Origin of the sequence: Paenibacillus sp. NAIST15-1 (assembly GCF_001894745.1) — a bacterium.
GTDB classification, from domain to species: Bacteria; Bacillota; Bacilli; order Paenibacillales; family Paenibacillaceae; genus Paenibacillus_B; species Paenibacillus_B suaedae.
Window position 1 is genome coordinate 46821 of record NZ_BBYF01000001.1, and the last position, 16541, is coordinate 63361.

Sequence of the window (16541 nt, forward strand, 5' to 3'; positions counted from 1 at the left end):
AAAGGGCGCCTGTTGGAGGTTCGAATTCCCTCCATTGAAAGCCCTCCACACCAGCTAATTTGCAACCTAGGGTGAAGGGCTCCTTTTCAATTCCACATCATGAAACGGTTCGGGAAGGAATCGATCCTAACTCATTCCCTATTACTAACGATTGATATATGCGGATTGCTGCAGCAGTCTCTTCAGCAAAACGACGCCTTCAGCGCGCGTAGCAGTTCCATTCGGGACAAAAGAGTTTGTATTGCGCCCTTCCATAAGTCCTTTGCTCACGACCGCAGCTACAGCATCCTTAGACCATGCGGCAATCTCATTCTGATCCTTAAAGGATTGGAGAATTGCCTCCGTATTCACATCGGTATCCTTTACCCCAGAAATCTCAGCAGCTCGTAGTATGAGCACACTCATCTGCTCACGCGTGAGCAGCGCATTCGGGCTGAAGTGGTTGCTGTCCGTGCCTTGAATCAGTCCCTGCTCTACCGCTGCTCCTATTGCACCTGCATACCAATCTTGCGACTGGACATCAACGAATGGCATCACACCTGCCTTCTCCTTCATGCCGAGCGCTCGCACAAGCATCGCTGTAAATTGGGCACGCGTCAACGGCTCTCCCGGCGAGAAGCGGGTATCACTCGTTCCCTTCACGACCAGCTTGGATGCCAGCAATAAGATATCTTGCTCAGCCCAGTGTCCCTGTATGTCCGTGAACATTGGCGGCTGCACTTCTGCAGTGCCGTATATCCCCGTCCCCGATAGCTTAAGCAGCACTTCCAAATCCCCTTCACGAGATTCAAATAAGGCAGGGACGAACGCGTAACTTCGTGATTTCCCATCATAATCAATTGCCGTCATTCGATTTCGATCGACTGCAGTCGCTGGAAGCTTGAATCGATATTCCGCCCGTTCCCCCTTGAACGCAATCGCCTGCACTTCTTCCCCTTCCTTCAAGACTAATCCAATTTCGATCGCAGTCCCTATCTTCTTGGAACCATCCTGCATTAATCGTTGCTGGAGTGCTCTATCCTGTTCTTGCAATAACGTCCCGATACGAATCTGAATCTCCCCAGATTTCTGATTACTGATGCCTGTCAGCGCGGACTTCATCGCGGGAAGCGGCAGCTTCAGGACACCTCGCGGCGATTCGATGAGCAAGCTGGATTGTGGAAGCTCCTCCGCCGCTTGCACCACGCCTAGCACGGGAATGCTAATTTCAAGCACATCCTGCACATTCGCAATCGAATATTTCAGAATAGGGTCAGACAATGAAGAAGCTTGTTTCTTGAACTGTTCGATCTCTTCCTGCATCGGAGCAAGATTTACCTTCGCTGCGGTCACTTGACGACCATCCCGATCTTGTCGATAAGCAATGGACAGCCTCTCTAGTTTGTTCGGTGTCGCAGGCTGCTGCGAGACAGCTCCCGAACCGCTAGATGGATTCGAACCCGTGCCGCCTGAATCGGTGCGGATGATGTCAATCGTCCGACTGTTCGTCTTATATTTATCTACAAACACAGTAATCGTTACGCTGTTCCGGCCAACTGATAGCGGGATGTTGGATTTGAAGCCGCCGCTTGCGTCAATAATCGCGGGCTTACCATTCAAAAACACCTCAGCCTTCCCTGTGCCCAGCACCTCAACCTGACCCTCCACCACTATCTCGCGGTTCGAAGTCTGCCGCCCTTCATCGTCTTGCCATCCACTAAGTACAGCTGCCCGTATCGAGTTACCCACGTCGTACGCGTTCGCCACAAGCTGGCGCAGCGTTCGCGTCCCAGAAGGATCGACGGTTGTAATGACGAATCCTCCCTGCGGAATGACACTGTTGTTCTGCTCCGGTACAGCCCAGTTCCATTGGATCGCTTGTTTACGATTAACTACATTCGTCACTTTACCGCCGGCATCTACAACAACCTCGACCCCGAATTGATTCGTGCCCGTTGAATAACCGAACGCGTCAGTCAGCACATTCACATTGCCCTCGACTCGGTTCACATTATAATAGCTCCCTTCCATGAATGAATCCGGGCTGCCTGGCAAGCTGATGCCGAGCTGATAATTCTTCACATATTCCTCATCCCGGAGGGCCGCCGAAGCAATGGGCCAGTTGATCTGGGAGGCATCGAACAACATTAGGCCATTCGTTGTAGCCAATCCTGCCTGAAATACCTCCCGCTGCACAGACGGAGTCTGCACATTGACAAGGGATATCCCCGCATACAGCGGAATCTCTCCATTGGTCACGATATTGCCAAGCGTGATGTATTTCTTCACTTCCTTACTGGTCGTCTGGTAGGCGCCGATCATTAAGAAGTCTAAGTATTCAATATAGCCCGTATCATAATATTCCGGTGTATAGACGGATTGATCAGGCAGCCCTAAGCGTGCGTCATAGCGGAAATTACGGCTCCCCCAATTGACACCGTTCAAATAATACGTTTCATACCAAGAGCCTACATAGGAGGACACTTGGATCGTCCGTCCCGTTGAGACTTCATAGGAATCAACGAGTGCCTTCACTTCGGCAAAGAAGCTCTTGATCGTCCCGGAACGGAATTCCCACCAGTCTTGAATCAATGACCCGTATACCCGGACGTTCTGCTCATATCGGTAAATATCGGCCGGCCAGTTCTGCAACTGCTTGCCCCTTGCTTGCAGGAACTGCTCGAATTTGATCCGAGTGACGTCACTGAAATCAGCCGTTTCGTTATCATATCTCCCTCGATCATGGACGACTCCATCGACATCGTAGTTTTTGATCACCTCTTCGAACGTTTTTAATTGATACGCTCTCACCTCATCGTCTGAAGGATTGACGAATGCAACGAGCCCCTTTTTCGCGCTCTCCCGAAGACGTTTGATCTCCCCGTTGTTTTCTGGAACGTATATACGCTCCTCCCAATTCAAGTGCTGATCGAGCACTGCGTATTCGTTATGGGCGGTCGAACCTTCCGCGAATACATTCAGAGATGCGTGCACCTTTAACCCAAGCGCATGGCCATGCGTAATAAATTCCTGCAGCAGGTCGAGATTCGGATTCGAGCCCGCCTTCTCCGGCGCTTTTATCTCGCTGACGTACGGTCTTCCGGTCAGATCGTTCTTCTTATAGGATACGAACCCCTCTACCCCTTTCACATCGAAGACGACTGTCGTCACGCCTAAGTCCTTTGCCTTCTTCAGGAAGGCCAGCACTTGCTCGCTGGATTGGAACTTCCGAGCATTCGCTGCCTGATCGACCCATAGAATGATGTCCTTCTCAGGTGCAAATCCCGGTCTGCTGAACACGACCATATTTCGCTTATCCTGTTCCTTTCCGTTTTTCATAACCACAATATCCACATAGTTCGTACCCCTGCCCAGCGTAACGGGAACTGAGAAGGTACCATCCGCAGCGAAAGTCTCCTGCTTCCCATGGATCAATAATGCCGTTGACTCCGGATGATCGATATTTACAATCCGCCCAGTAACCACCGTCTGGTTGTCTGTTACGGTATACATCAGCTCATTATCCAGCATCAGTCTTGCAATCGCTCCATTGCCGCTTCTCACATCCTTAACAGAGACTACCTCTCCGTTTTTGCGAAGCTTAATCTGATCCCCCGCCTTGAAATGAACCGCTAGATACCGTTTGATGAAGTTCGTCGTATAGCTGTCGTCCTGTGCCATTAATACATAACCGCCATCTGGGATTTCCAGAGTAGTTGGCCCCGTCCAGACAGGAGGCTTGCCATTAATAGAAGGATTGACGACACGAAGCACACGATTATGTTCGTCTACTTGAACAGCAACATTGTATTGAGGAACGACAAGCGAGGAGCCATAATCACGTGTAAATAAGGCAACTACATTTCCGTGTGCGGCGATGTCTTCGTCTACAGCATCAATTTTATGCCGAGGCCCTTGAATTTCGATTGTGACATCGATTGGAGCAGCCTCAACCTCGATATAGTCTGAGCCCTGCCCGGAGCGTTCATAGGTTGCGGTGATGTTGGACACTGCCAGCTCTGTATCGCCTTGCAACAAGCGCACCGTGATAAGGTTAGCACCTAAGGTCAGATACACTTGCTGCAGAAAGCTACCGTTCGCGGTAATACTCGCCTGCTTCCCACCGATGACAACCTGAATATTCTGGTTCTCTCGATAATTCGCAACATAGCCTTTGACCGCAATCATGGGTACCGTTACCGTTGGATCCGAAGGGGTAACGAGATGCAGTTCAGGCTTCAGTTCAGGCTCAGGCTTCTGATTGCGGAAATCAGCTGCCGTCACTTCCTTGCCGCCTCTCATTAATCGAATGTGATCTCCAACGCCGTAATGATGGAATAGTGGTTTTTGATAAATCGAAGAGTCCCAAGTGGTTCCACCAGAGAGCACGATATAGCCCTCCTCTGGAATAGCAATACTTATGTCGTCATCCCATGACACCGGAGGATCAGCATCAGGGCCATATACAGCTTCTACAACACTGTGACGATTGACCACGAGGGCCACATCATATTTTTTGACGAACACTTCATTGCCGTACACCGTATTCGTCACACCGGCTCCACTCGTATATAAGGCCAAGTAATCGGTTTTGTTCGCTAATGAATCCCCGGGGGAATTAATATCGCTAATTACAAGCGACTGCGTTGCATCCTGCGAGACGATGGTGACAGGGTCTGCCTCACCCGATGGAAGAAGCAGTTGTTCGATTGGGGGCAGATCCGCCTCAGCCTGCGCATAATTAGGCACGGCCTGCAGCAGCGTGGAGAAAAGGAGAATGGCAACAAGCCAGATGGACAACGGTCTCAGCAAGATGTATCTCATTACGATTACCACCTTTCAGGAGAACAATTTAGGATCTATGCGCTGATACACGCATAGCAATCACGTGTGTATGTTCACCCCCTTTTGACCTTCTCGTTACAGTAATGATTGCCTCCACATTGTAGTGGTAAAACGCTTACATCATAAGCGGTTTCGCATTACCTTTTCTGGTAAAATCATGTTCATTTTTGTAGTCTTCCTATATTTGAAACCTTCTACTCGATGCGAATCCCGAACGCCCCTACGGAATAGTCAGAGAATAAACTTCTTAATTCATTTTTTATCTTGCAGCTGCCATTATTTAGTGTATGATAGAAATTATTTCATTCGACGCTTCTTCCTTCGCATGACGTAGAAGCCTCATGTCGTTCACAGATTGGAGGTCATCTTATGTCCCAGAACACATCCATATCAATGACTTGGCTGCTTCGGTATCTATATCCGGTAAGGGGCCGGCTGCTGCTGCTGCTGATTATGCTGCTCGTATCCACTGCATGTCAGCTCATTAATCCTCAGCTTGTGCAGCAATTCATCGATACTGCCGCAGCTCAAGGTGCAATATCCACCCTTCTCACACTTGCAGGCATTTATCTGCTCATTGCTGTTTTCACCCAGTTTATTACGGTTGCGATAAGCTATGTTGGCAATGATATCTCATGGCGCGCAACCAATACATTGCGCGGTGATCTCTTGCGGCATTGCCTCGGATTGGATATGCATTTCCATAACCGCAAGACGCCTGGCGAGATGATCGAGCGAATAGACGGCGATGTAACCGGCATGTCCAACTTCTTTGCCATGTTCATTGCGCAAGTCATCGGCAGCTTCATCCTGCTCATCGGTATTCTAGGCTACATGTTCACCGTTAATTGGCCGATTGCAGCTGTCATGACTATATTTACGCTTCTCTCCATCGGCTCTATGGTATTTATTCGCAACATGGGCGTGAATAGCTCCAAGGACGAACGTTCTGCAAGCGCCGCCTTATTCGGCTTGATTGAGGAACGAATCGCGGGTATTGAGGATGTGCAAGCGAATGGGGCTGTGCCCTATGTCATGAATCGATTCCATGGTGCGATGCGGAAGGTGTTCTTATCCGGCCGCAAAGCTTGGATGCTGCGGGTTATTCCATGGAATAGCACAGTCGTACTCTTTTCGATCGCTGTGACGGTTGTACTGTTATTGGGCGTCCATTACTATTTGATCGGTCAAATATCGCTCGGAATGCTGTTTCTCATATTCCAATATACGCAAATGTTGAATACGCCTATTGAGCAGCTGGGAGATCAAATTCAGGAATTCCAAAAAGCCAAATCCGGCATGCTTCGCGCTCGCGAGCTCCTCTCCCTTCGCAGTGAGATTGAAGATGGAACGAAGACGCAGCTGCCAGATGGAGCACTCGGTCTGGAATTCAAGCAGGTTACCTTCGGCTATAACGAAGATAAGGTCGTGCTTCACGACATCACTTTCAACGTTCAGCCAGGCCAGCGACTGGGCATCATTGGCCGTACGGGAAGCGGCAAGTCCAGCATTAGCCGTCTGCTGCTTCGTCTATACAACATCAACAGCGGAACCATTCGAATTGGCGGCGAGGATATTCGCAGCTTGAAGCTGGAGACGCTGTACCGCCGCGTAGGAATGGTGACGCAAGACGTGCAGCTCTTTGACGGAACGCTGCGCGACAATCTAACCTTATTCGATCCGAATGTATCGGACGAGAGCATCTTGGAGACAACCGCGAGGCTCAGTCTGCGGCAATGGATTGATGGACTGTCTAATGGACTCGATACCCATTTGTCCTCGGGGGGTACTTCGCTATCCGCAGGTGAGGCTCAATTGTTCGCCTTGACCCGTGTATTTCTGACGAATCCAAGTATTATTGTGCTTGATGAGCCTTCATCACGGCTGGATGCCGCAACAGAAGCAATGCTGCAAGTTGCAGTCGATCAGCTGATGGAACAGTGTACGGGCATTGTCATCGCCCATCGCTTGGCAACGCTCGAACAGGTCGATACAATCATGGTGTTACAGCATGGACGAATTGTCGAGTTCGGCTCACGCGAGGAGCTTGCGAGCACTCCATCCTCGCACTATGCGAGACTGCTTCGAACGGGAATGGAGGAGGAATTGGCATGACCGTAACGCGCTTTATCACTCGCTTGTTCCAGTTCCGACCGATGCTCTTTCTTGTAAACGGAATCATGTGGGGCATGTTTCACGCAATCCCCCTGCTCGTCGGGCTCGGCATGCAGTGGTTTTTTGATCGCGCCACTTCACAATCTCATGATTATATGTGGCTTGCGGTTCCGTTAATTGTTATCGCACTTGTACGCATACTGCGGGTTGGCGTGTTTTTTGCAGCATTCTACCAGTGGGTCACTTATATCTATCATATCCAAGCAGTACTGCGCACCAACATGCTGGCAGGCATTATGCGTTGGCCGGGACGCCATCTTCCGGCTTCCCCCGGAGATGCTGCCAGCCGCTTCCGCGACGATGTGAATGAAGTCGTGGATTACGTGGAATCATGGGTCGACTTCTGGGGGCGATTGGCCTTCACCATCGTATCCATCATCATTATGGCCAACATCAATTGGCAAATTACCGTAGTTGCAATCCTGCCACTGCTTGCTGTTACCGTGCTGAACAACCTGTCGGGCAATCGTGCACGGCGCTATAGTCAGCAGAATCGAGAAGCAACATCGAAGATTACGGGCTTCATCGCAGAGATATTCGGGGCAGTGCAAGCACTGAAGCTTGGGCAGGCTGAACGTCATGTGCACCAGCGCTTCGTCAAGTTGAACGAGGATCGTCGTCAAGCTGCCCTTAAGGATACGCTATTTACGCAATGGATGAAGTCGTTGAATCAGCATGTACTTACCATCAGCACGGGCGGAATTCTGTTGATGTGCGCAACAGAAATGCAGGCAGGACGGTTCTCTGTAGGAGACTTCGCCCTATTTACCTCCTACCTGACGAACTTTGCCTTTAGCATATCCTTGTTCGGCTTTATGGTTTTTCAACATAAGCGCCTGCAAGTATCTCTCGATCGAATGCGCATCTTGTTCCAGCCGGGAGAAGAGGATCGTGTCGTGGAGCACAGCCAGATTTATCTGGATGAAGATCCCCCGGCACCACCCGTTCGCACCCTTAATGATTCAGAACGGCTGCAATCCTTGGAGGTCGATCAGGTATCATTCACCTATCCGGATTCTGAACATGGCATTCACGATATTCAATTTCGCGTGAATCGAGGCGAGTTCCTCGTCATTACCGGTAGGATCGGTTCGGGGAAATCCACGCTGATGCGTACATTGCTTGGTCTGCTGAAAAAATCAGAAGGAACGATACGCTGGAACGGGAAGGAGATTGATCCTGCATCATTTCTCACCCCGCCCAAAGCAGCCTATACGCCGCAGGTGCCTCGCTTATTCAGCGACCCGCTGCGGGAAAATATCATTATGGGCAGTCATGATCGAGAGAAAGATGCATTGGAGCACGCCATTCGTCTAGCAGTCATGGAGCGGGATATGGAACAGCTTGAAAATGGTCTTGATACGTATGTAGGGCCTCGCGGGGTAATGCTCTCCGGCGGACAAATTCAACGGGCGGCAACGGCAAGGATGATGATGACACAATCTGATCTGTATTTGTTTGACGATCTGTCCAGCGCCCTTGATGTGGAGACCGAGCAGCTGCTCTGGGAGCGATTATTCACCGAGCGTGACGTCACCTGCATTGCCGTGTCGCACCGCCGCGCTGCCTTAAGCAGGGCTGATCATATTATCGTAATGAAGGATGGCCGCATCGAGGCAGAAGGGACACTGCATGAGTTGCTCGCAACATGTGCAGAAATGCAGCTGCTCTGGCAAGGCGAGCAGTCCTCTAAGGAGGAAGTGCCGAAGGAGGAACTGATCAGTTCCTAGTGGATTGATCATTAGTTACAACTTACTACGTAGTGCTTACTAATGGCTCTACCACAACTCATGCTTCATCTGCATAAAGAAACCTAGCAAGAATCCCATGTGAAAAGGAGGATGGCATCTCCATGTCTTGGTTCTCTCCACAGGCAGCAGACACGTTCAAGGCATTCTCTTCAGCACATATGGGGGCACTGTTTCTATTTATCGTGACAGTGCTCCTCTTATATCGATGGCGTCATTGGTTTCGACAGGAGAGACATAACCGATACGGCAGATGCATCCTAATAAGTTTGCTCGTCCTATCAGAAGTAACCTTGAATATATGGTATGTGGCAACAGGGATATTCCGTGCGGCGGATACACTCCCGTTCGAGCTATGCAGCATCTCCTTATACATGTGTGTGCTCATGCTCCTGTTCCGAAGCAAGAAGATATTCCATATTGTTTATTTTACCGGTATCGGGGGAGCACTCCAGGCTCTGCTAACACCAGCTCTGGACTATCCGTTCCCGCATTTCCGATTCGTCCAGTTCTTCATCGCCCATATCGCAATCATCCTCGCGGTGCTGTATATGGTCTGGGTAGAAAATGTGCGGCCTACGTGGAAATCAATCGGTTATGCAATGCTGTTCCTTAATGTTCTGCTCGTTGTAGTTGGGGGTGTCAACTATATAACAGGCGGGAACTACATGTTCTTGGCTCACAAGCCGGAAACTGCTTCCTTAATGGATGTGCTGGGGCCTTACCCGTGGTATCTTCTGTCACTCGAGGGCGTTGCACTAGGAATGTTCATTGTCTTGTATCTTCCATTTCTTATCGCAGGGCGACTGCGTACAAGCAGCAGTACGGATAAAAATCTGCGAGGCTGATTCAGAGTGCCTATTGGAGCAGCAGCCGTTGCGAAATGATCATGCATATCAAAAAAAGGACTGTGCCTCCGCACAATCCTTTCTCTTATTTTCATCGTAATCATCATATTCATCGCTATGATAGATTACAATTTATTCCTCTAGCTTGTATAATAGAAATGTACAACACACCTTGAGTGGTTGGCTCCCTCCGGAAAGGAGGTGAGTCTATGAACTTCTCCTTCTCCAATGTTATCATGTTCGCTACGTTTCTCGTCGCGCTACTGACGTACATGGATAGAAAAAAGAAGTAACCACTCATGGTTAGCCGCCGTGGGTTACTTCTCTATAGCTTTATGAAATTTATGGAGGGGAAAATCCACTCAAGATGTTTGTACTGGGAACGGATGGCAGTCCGTTCCTTATTTATTGTATCGCTCTTATTACATATTATACCTGATTGCCGCCACTAATCAATTGAAATAAACTACTAATTTCAAGTTTCCAGCTACTCTTATACAGACATATGCTCCTGTATCCGACGCTTCTCGCGTACTTCCTCCATCGTCTCCATAAAGCGGCGTTCCGCTTCCCCCATATACGTATCACTGCGGCGAATATAGACAACGGATACCATATTGAACGGTTTCGGTATGGTGAAAACTTGCAGCTCGCCTTCTTTCTCTAGACGTCTTACTGCGGCCCGAGGGACAACTGTTATGCCGAGCCCAGCTACAACCGTTCCGATAATCGTCTCTAGTGTCCCGAATTCCATCACCTTCGTTGGCGAAATTCCCTCGAGCTGCATCCACTGCTCCAGCTTCGCTCGATATCCGCAGCCTTTGCGGAAGACAAGCAGCGGGCGGTGCAGCAATTCCCGCACATGGAATAACGGCTGCTTCCCGTCTACGGCACTTTTGCCGCATACGAGCACCAATTCCTCATCGAACACTGGGTACTGTTCTACGTTCGATACCGTTACCGGACCGGATACGAATGCCCCATCCAGCTTGTATTCCAGCACTTCTTCCGTCAGCTTGTCCGTTACCCCCGCCATAAGCGACAGGTCAACCTTCGAATATTTCTGATAGAACAGACTTAATATATCAGGCAGTCCGACGACCGTCTCTACTGAACCGATCAGCAGGCTGCCAACAGGATCTTCACTGTCTTGGAACGCCTTCCTCATTTCACTCATGAGCATGGACATCCGCTCTGCATAATAGAGCAGCTTGCGGCCTTCCGCATTCAAGGTCATGCCCCTGCGATGGCGATGAAACAGCGGATGCCCAACCTCCTGCTCCAATGCACGGATGCGGGCCGTTACGTTCGACTGCACATACCCCATCTCTTCAGCCGCACGGCTGACACTTCCATGCTCGACGACGGACATGAAAATATGAATGTCACTCAAGTCCATCCTAATTTCTCCTTCACACTCTATGTTAGATATCATTATTAGTGATATCTTAAATCACTTTCAATTATTTTACAAGATATCAGAAAAGTCATAATATGAATTTCAGTTGTTATCGAACGTTACTATAAACGGAATTGTTAAGCAATCTCTATTACAGATACAGATAACGCTTGGCATCGTGTGGAGTGGGAGTGAGTGGCATCATGAGTAAGAAACATTTTTGGCAGGGAGCTATGTTTTGCCTCTTTGCAGCAGTAGCATGGGGAGCAATGTTCCCGATTGCCGAGAGCGCGCTGCATCATATCGATCCGTTCTGGTTCTCCGGAATTCGATACAGTATCGTCGGCCTATTACTAGCTGCACTGTTATTGTTCAAGGAAGGCAAGGCAGCATTCAATACAAAGGGACAAACCTTCAAAATATGGCTGCTAGGTCTGTTCGGGTTCACTATTTATAACTTCGGCGTATTCTGGGGACAACAGCAGCTCGGCAAATCAGGAGTTCTGCTCGCCTCCATCATGGAATCGTTCATGCCGATGCTGGCTGTACTGTTCGTATGGCTCGTAACGCGCAAAATGCCAAAGATGTCAACACTTGCTTGTGTGATCACCGCATTTATTGGAGTTGTCTTCGTCGTGACGAAAGGAGATCTACACTCCCTTGCAAATGGGGGACTGAAGCTGCTTCCACTCTTGTCTGTATTTGCAGGGATTACAGGGTGGGTCATATACACCGTTAGCAGCGGACAGTTCGCTGGATGGTCTGCACTTCGTTTCTCTACCTTGAGCTCGCTGTACGGCGGATTTACAACACTGGCCATCGTTCTCATCATGACTGCTCTAGGCATCGTCGATGCTCCATCTGTGAGCACGGTTGTATCGATTGCTCCGGAGATGAGCTTCATGATTCTCGTAGCCGGACTGCTCGCCTTGCTGAGCTGGATTCAAGGGGTTCAATTGTTGAAGCCGATTAATGGCATGCTGTTCATTAACTTCGTGCCTGCAACGACGTTCATTATCTCCGTCATACAGGGTTATGAGGTATCTTCTGCAGAGTGGTTCGGCACACTGCTTATCGTCAGCGCTCTAATCGTGAATAATCTGTTGAGCCGCCGTGCATCGGAAGAGGCGGAGACTAAGACAGCCAAATCAACAGCCGAAGTGCGAAGCCGTCTTCCGAAGAAGCGTTCCCATGCACCAACTGGTTAATCCATTCATTTGCACGAACTAACGTAGGCCCCGAACGAATAAAAAGGTGTACCGCGCAAGCGGTACACCTTCAAATAACAGTAATTGTAAATTACGACAGAATTGTCTCTGCAATTGTCCGAACCATAACTCCAGTTCCGCCCTTCGGATCAACGCCACGGCTGGATGCGAGGAATGCAGTCCCTGCAATATCCAAGTGAATCCAAGGCAATTCGTCAGCGAATGTTCCGACGAACAAGCCAGCTGTAATCGTTCCTGCTCCACCTGGAATAGCATTGCGCAGATCCGCAACGTCGCTCTTCAGCATATCCCAATACTCTTGATTGGAAGGAAGCTGCCATACGAGTTCATTTGTACGGGATGCAGCCGCTTTGAACGTATCGTAGAAGGCATCATCATTCGTTACAACACCTGTTGTAATCGAACCGAGCGCGACCCCGACAGCACCAGTCAACGTTGCTGCATCGATCAGCCTGCTTGCGCCAAGCTCCTTCGCATACGTCATGCCGTCAGCCAATACAAGGCGTCCTTCCGCATCTGTGTTGAGCACTTCAATGGTACGTCCGCTGTAGGATGTAATCACATCACCTGGCTTCAACGCATTGCCAGCAGGCATATTTTCTGCCGAAGCAATCACGCAGATCACGTTCTTCTGTGGACGAAGGCGTCCAATTACGGACATCGTGCCGAGCATTGCAGCTGCGCCGCCCATATCACAGATCATTTCATCCATTTTCGCAGAAGGCTTCAAGGAAATACCGCCTGTATCGAACGTAATTCCCTTGCCGACGATGCCATATACATCTGTCCACTCGTCCGTGCCTTGGTATTTCAGAACAATCATGCGTGGAGGATTCACGCTGCCCTTGCCAACGCCGAGCAGACCTCCCATGCCCTTCTCTTCGATCTGCTTCTCATCGAGCACGTGTGCTTCGAAGCCGAACTGTTCAGCCAGTTCTAACGCTTGTTCTGCGAGTGTGCTAGGAACAAGCACGTTCCCTGGCAAGTTCGTCAGGTCACGCGCATACGTTGTACCGAGCGCATAAGCTTGTCCCGTCTTAATGCCTTCGTTCCATGCTTCTGTCGCCAGTTCCGCTGCGTACAGGTTCAGGGATGCAAAGGTATGAGCTGGCTTCGCATCTTTCTTATAGGTAACGCGCTGATAAGCTCCCAAGAGGAAGCCTTCCACCATCATATGTGCGAACGATTGCGCTGCTGCCGCATCAGCCTGTACAAGCTGTTCCGGTACGATAACCGCTACACGGCTCAGGCGATGCTTCACCGCTACACGAGCAGCCTCAGCAAGGCTAAGACGTACTTGCTTCTCTGTCAGCGCTTCTTCCTTGCGTCCTACTGCAATCAGAACAGGAGTCTTCTCTTCTCCTGTAGCTACTACATAAGTCTTGCAGCAATCTGCCTCGAACAATCCGCTACGAACCGCTGCCGCACAGGCTTCGGCCCCTGGGAATCCAGATGCATTCTCGAATTCAGCTTTTGTACCAATGACTACAACAGCGTCTGCCTCAATCTGAGCAGATGCAAGTGCTTGAGCTTGAATTTGTACATCATTCATCCATGTTGCATTTGCTAGTTTCATAATGTGATCATTCCTTTGTATTAAAAAATGATGAATGCCAATGTCTCCCTTATTGTACCACAACCCTGATCGTTGTGGCTTCATAACGGCAGACATCGGCTGCGTTGGTGAGGCTTCTTGCCCTTACAAGTATTTATGCGAGCGGCAATCGAATCGTAAACAGCGTCCATTCTCCCTCTTGGCTGTCTACCTCAATTAACCCGCCGTGATTTTTAATAATTCGATAACTGACAGACAACCCGAGTCCAGTACCATCGGCCTTCGTTGTGAAGAATGGATCGAATAAGCGCTCCATCGTCTTCAGGGACATCCCTCTTCCGTTGTCCCGAATATGTATCTTCGCGAACCGATCGTCCCGCTCCGTCACGATGCGGATATGCCCTTTCCGTACAGCGGCCACATCATCAATCGCGTCAATCGCATTGCGTATCATATTCAATATAACCTGCTTAATCTGCTTCACATCAATGGATACAAATAATGAGCCCGAAGCGGAGTTGTCGACTAATTCAATCTCGCAGCCTTTCATAACAGCATCGCTTTCGGTCAGGAGAACAACCTCTCGTAGAAGGGATGAGACAGGAACTTCTGAGGTCATAGGAGCTGATGGTTTGGAGGAATTCAGAAATTCAAAGATGATATCATTGGCACGATCAATTTCTGCAAGAATAATCTTCGCGTACTCTTCCTTGCCAAGCTGCATCAGATGCGGCCTGAGCAATTGAATGAAGCCGCGAATCGAGGTTAATGGGTTGCGTATTTCATGCGCAATAGCTGCGGCGATTTTACCAAGAATAGCGAGCTTGTCATTTTGATATGCCGTTTGTTCGATGCGCTTGAAGTCAGATACATCTTTAATGCTAAATAAATAATCGCCATCCATCTGATCCCCGTAGGTGACGGTGACAAGATAATGTCGGTCCAGACGATCGGAGAATTCGTGATAGCGCTTTCTTTGGAGGATAGTATCTTTATAGAGACGGAGGAGCATTTTGCGCTTGTCCCTTTTGAGTAAAGGATGAAAAAGCATTTCACGCAAGGAACAACCTACAAGTGCTTTGCGTGGTACATCCAACAGCTTGGCGGTCTCCACATTAATGAAAGACAGTACGCCGCTGCAGTCAAATAATACGATTCCGCTATCCATATGCTGAAGCACGTTCTCGTATTTGTCACGAACGCTCTTGGTGGAAAATAAAGCTTGTGCGGACTGAATCCAAGGCTCACGTATCGGGTTCAGCGCCACTGCAATCCCCTCCTTGCCTCTCTCTTCTGTCTTTATAGCTATCATCCACTCTAAGAAATATAGGAACGAACGATGAAATGCCTTAACCCCATCATTCCAGTCAACATGGGCCAGAACAGTAAACATTGCATCCTCGTGCAAGCTAAGAAGATCCTGCTGCAGCTCCAGTGAATGTAGCTCCATGGCTAATTCCCTCGCCACATGCAGTTCCTTCTCGTCCCCGTTCATGATATAATTCCACAGCCCTCTACAATATCTTTGAATCCACTCATTCTCACTTCGCACTTGATGCTTGCAGTCCGTGGTCAATGTGGCTCACCTCATTTGTACGGTAACCGTATCCAGGTTCGTCCCAACAGCTTCATCATAGTAAACTTTTGGCAAAATCGTCAACACTAGATAATGTCGAAAATGGACAAATAAGCTCATTTCCCTTAAAAGTAAGCTAAAAGCCCATCTCATTGCACGACAAAGAGGCGCCATGCGCCTATCGCCCTACGATGAACGCGCCTCGGAGCACGCTGTTTGACGATCGGCTGCCGCCTCTTCCTCTTATCCTATATGACAGACAGCTTCTATTTTTGCTTCAGCAGCTTCGCTCTGCGACGACTCATTAGGGCTAATCGACGCTTCAGCTCCGCTTCCCATTGTGTATCTTTCCACTGCTTGGCCAATGCAAGTAAATCAAGCGCATTATCGATTTGTGTCTTCACTAGCTCTAGCGGATCATCATGCTCTTGATTAATACAGTTCTCGAACATACCTTCATCATCTGTGTGTACATAGTCACGGAAGTCAATTTCTTCCGCACCGTCATCTGATGAATATTCCGCCAGTATTTCGTATTCGCTTTCAACTAAGTAATGGACTTCAATGCGATGACAGACCGGACACAGCAGCAGGGGAACATTATGAATGCGTGTTCGATAATGCTGCAGGGTACCCGTTGTCCCGATCATGCTTGCTCCACAACAAAAGCTCATGTTCTCCCTCCTCGCTCTGCGGTAAGCTAAGATTATTGTAGTGTATTCGATAGCCCCTCTAATAATTCCTTTAATTCTGATAAAACTTCCTTCAAACGTCCTACCTTAAGCTCCCCGCGTATAACTGTGTGCCCATGGGCATATAGATGTAAATAATACAAAGAAGCGGGAGGCATACTTATGAAATCAAATGTACTGTTCATCGCCTCGAAGCAAATTCAATACGTACATTATGACGAATCAAATCTCAAATTAGTTGTGCACTATGCAGATGGGAAGCAAGACGCATTTTCATCCATATCGTCAAGCTGGTTCGAGCAGTTAATGCATTCTGACAATCAATACGACGATGTCATGAAACTTTCGGAAGGTCTGTTACATTCAAGCTTGAAGAAGCGTCATGAACATGTGTGAGCGTCAATATTGCCAAGTTTGAAATCAAATGTAAAAGCATTTTCATTTTCAAAGGTTCCAATCCTTTTTTCAAATATTCATAAAAGGAACAGACATGAA

General features: G+C 48.9%; 10 protein-coding genes. 5 read left to right on the top strand and 5 right to left on the bottom strand.

Going from position 1 to position 16541, the window contains the following annotated elements:
- Positions 1-144 precede the first annotated feature (144 nt).
- Positions 145-4803: an S-layer homology domain-containing protein gene (locus tag PBN151_RS00255; RefSeq protein ID WP_072727197.1), complete on the bottom strand. Its 4659-nt coding sequence runs from the start codon at positions 4801-4803 to the stop codon at positions 145-147.
- A gap of 390 nt (positions 4804-5193) precedes the next feature.
- On the opposite strand from PBN151_RS00255, the gene PBN151_RS00260 reads away from it, so the two are divergent.
- From PBN151_RS00260 to PBN151_RS00270, 3 genes are all read left to right on the top strand, one after another.
- Positions 5194-6939, top strand: coding sequence for an ABC transporter ATP-binding protein (locus PBN151_RS00260; RefSeq protein WP_072727198.1), 1746 nt, complete (start codon positions 5194-5196; stop codon positions 6937-6939).
- On the top strand, positions 6936-8729 hold the full coding sequence (locus PBN151_RS00265; RefSeq protein ID WP_072727199.1) for an ABC transporter ATP-binding protein: 1794 nt from the start codon (positions 6936-6938) through the stop codon (positions 8727-8729). Before PBN151_RS00260 ends, PBN151_RS00265 begins: the two co-directional genes overlap by 4 nt.
- 122 nt (positions 8730-8851) lie before the next feature.
- Entirely contained in the window at positions 8852-9595 is a 744-nt protein-coding gene (locus tag PBN151_RS00270; protein ID WP_072727200.1) for a YwaF family protein, read from the top strand.
- A gap of 493 nt (positions 9596-10088) precedes the next feature.
- Here PBN151_RS00270 and PBN151_RS00275 read toward each other — a convergent pair whose 3' ends face one another.
- Entirely contained in the window at positions 10089-10994 is a 906-nt protein-coding gene (locus tag PBN151_RS00275) for a LysR family transcriptional regulator (protein ID WP_072727201.1), read from the bottom strand.
- Between the two features lie 203 nt (positions 10995-11197).
- On the opposite strand from PBN151_RS00275, the gene PBN151_RS00280 reads away from it, so the two are divergent.
- Positions 11198-12202: a DMT family transporter gene (locus PBN151_RS00280; RefSeq protein ID WP_072727202.1), complete on the top strand. Its 1005-nt coding sequence runs from the start codon at positions 11198-11200 to the stop codon at positions 12200-12202.
- A gap of 91 nt (positions 12203-12293) precedes the next feature.
- Here PBN151_RS00280 and PBN151_RS00285 read toward each other — a convergent pair whose 3' ends face one another.
- The 3 genes from PBN151_RS00285 to PBN151_RS00295 all read right to left on the bottom strand — a co-directional run bounded on the left by PBN151_RS00285 (position 12294) and on the right by PBN151_RS00295 (position 16028).
- A complete protein-coding gene (locus PBN151_RS00285) occupies positions 12294-13799 on the bottom strand; it encodes a leucyl aminopeptidase (RefSeq protein WP_072727203.1) in 1506 nt (501 codons plus the stop codon).
- A 133-nt stretch (positions 13800-13932) separates the two neighbouring features.
- Positions 13933-15273: an ATP-binding protein gene (locus PBN151_RS00290; RefSeq protein WP_227774231.1), complete on the bottom strand. Its 1341-nt coding sequence runs from the start codon at positions 15271-15273 to the stop codon at positions 13933-13935.
- Between the two features lie 347 nt (positions 15274-15620).
- Positions 15621-16028 (bottom strand): hypothetical protein, encoded by a 408-nt coding sequence (locus PBN151_RS00295; RefSeq protein WP_021254519.1) that lies wholly within the window; start codon positions 16026-16028, stop codon positions 15621-15623.
- Between the two features lie 180 nt (positions 16029-16208).
- Between PBN151_RS00295 and PBN151_RS00300 the strand changes: the two genes are divergently transcribed.
- Positions 16209-16442, top strand: a complete 234-nt coding sequence (locus PBN151_RS00300) for a KTSC domain-containing protein (RefSeq protein ID WP_021254518.1) — start codon at positions 16209-16211, stop codon at positions 16440-16442.
- The last annotated feature ends 99 nt before the right edge of the window (positions 16443-16541 follow it).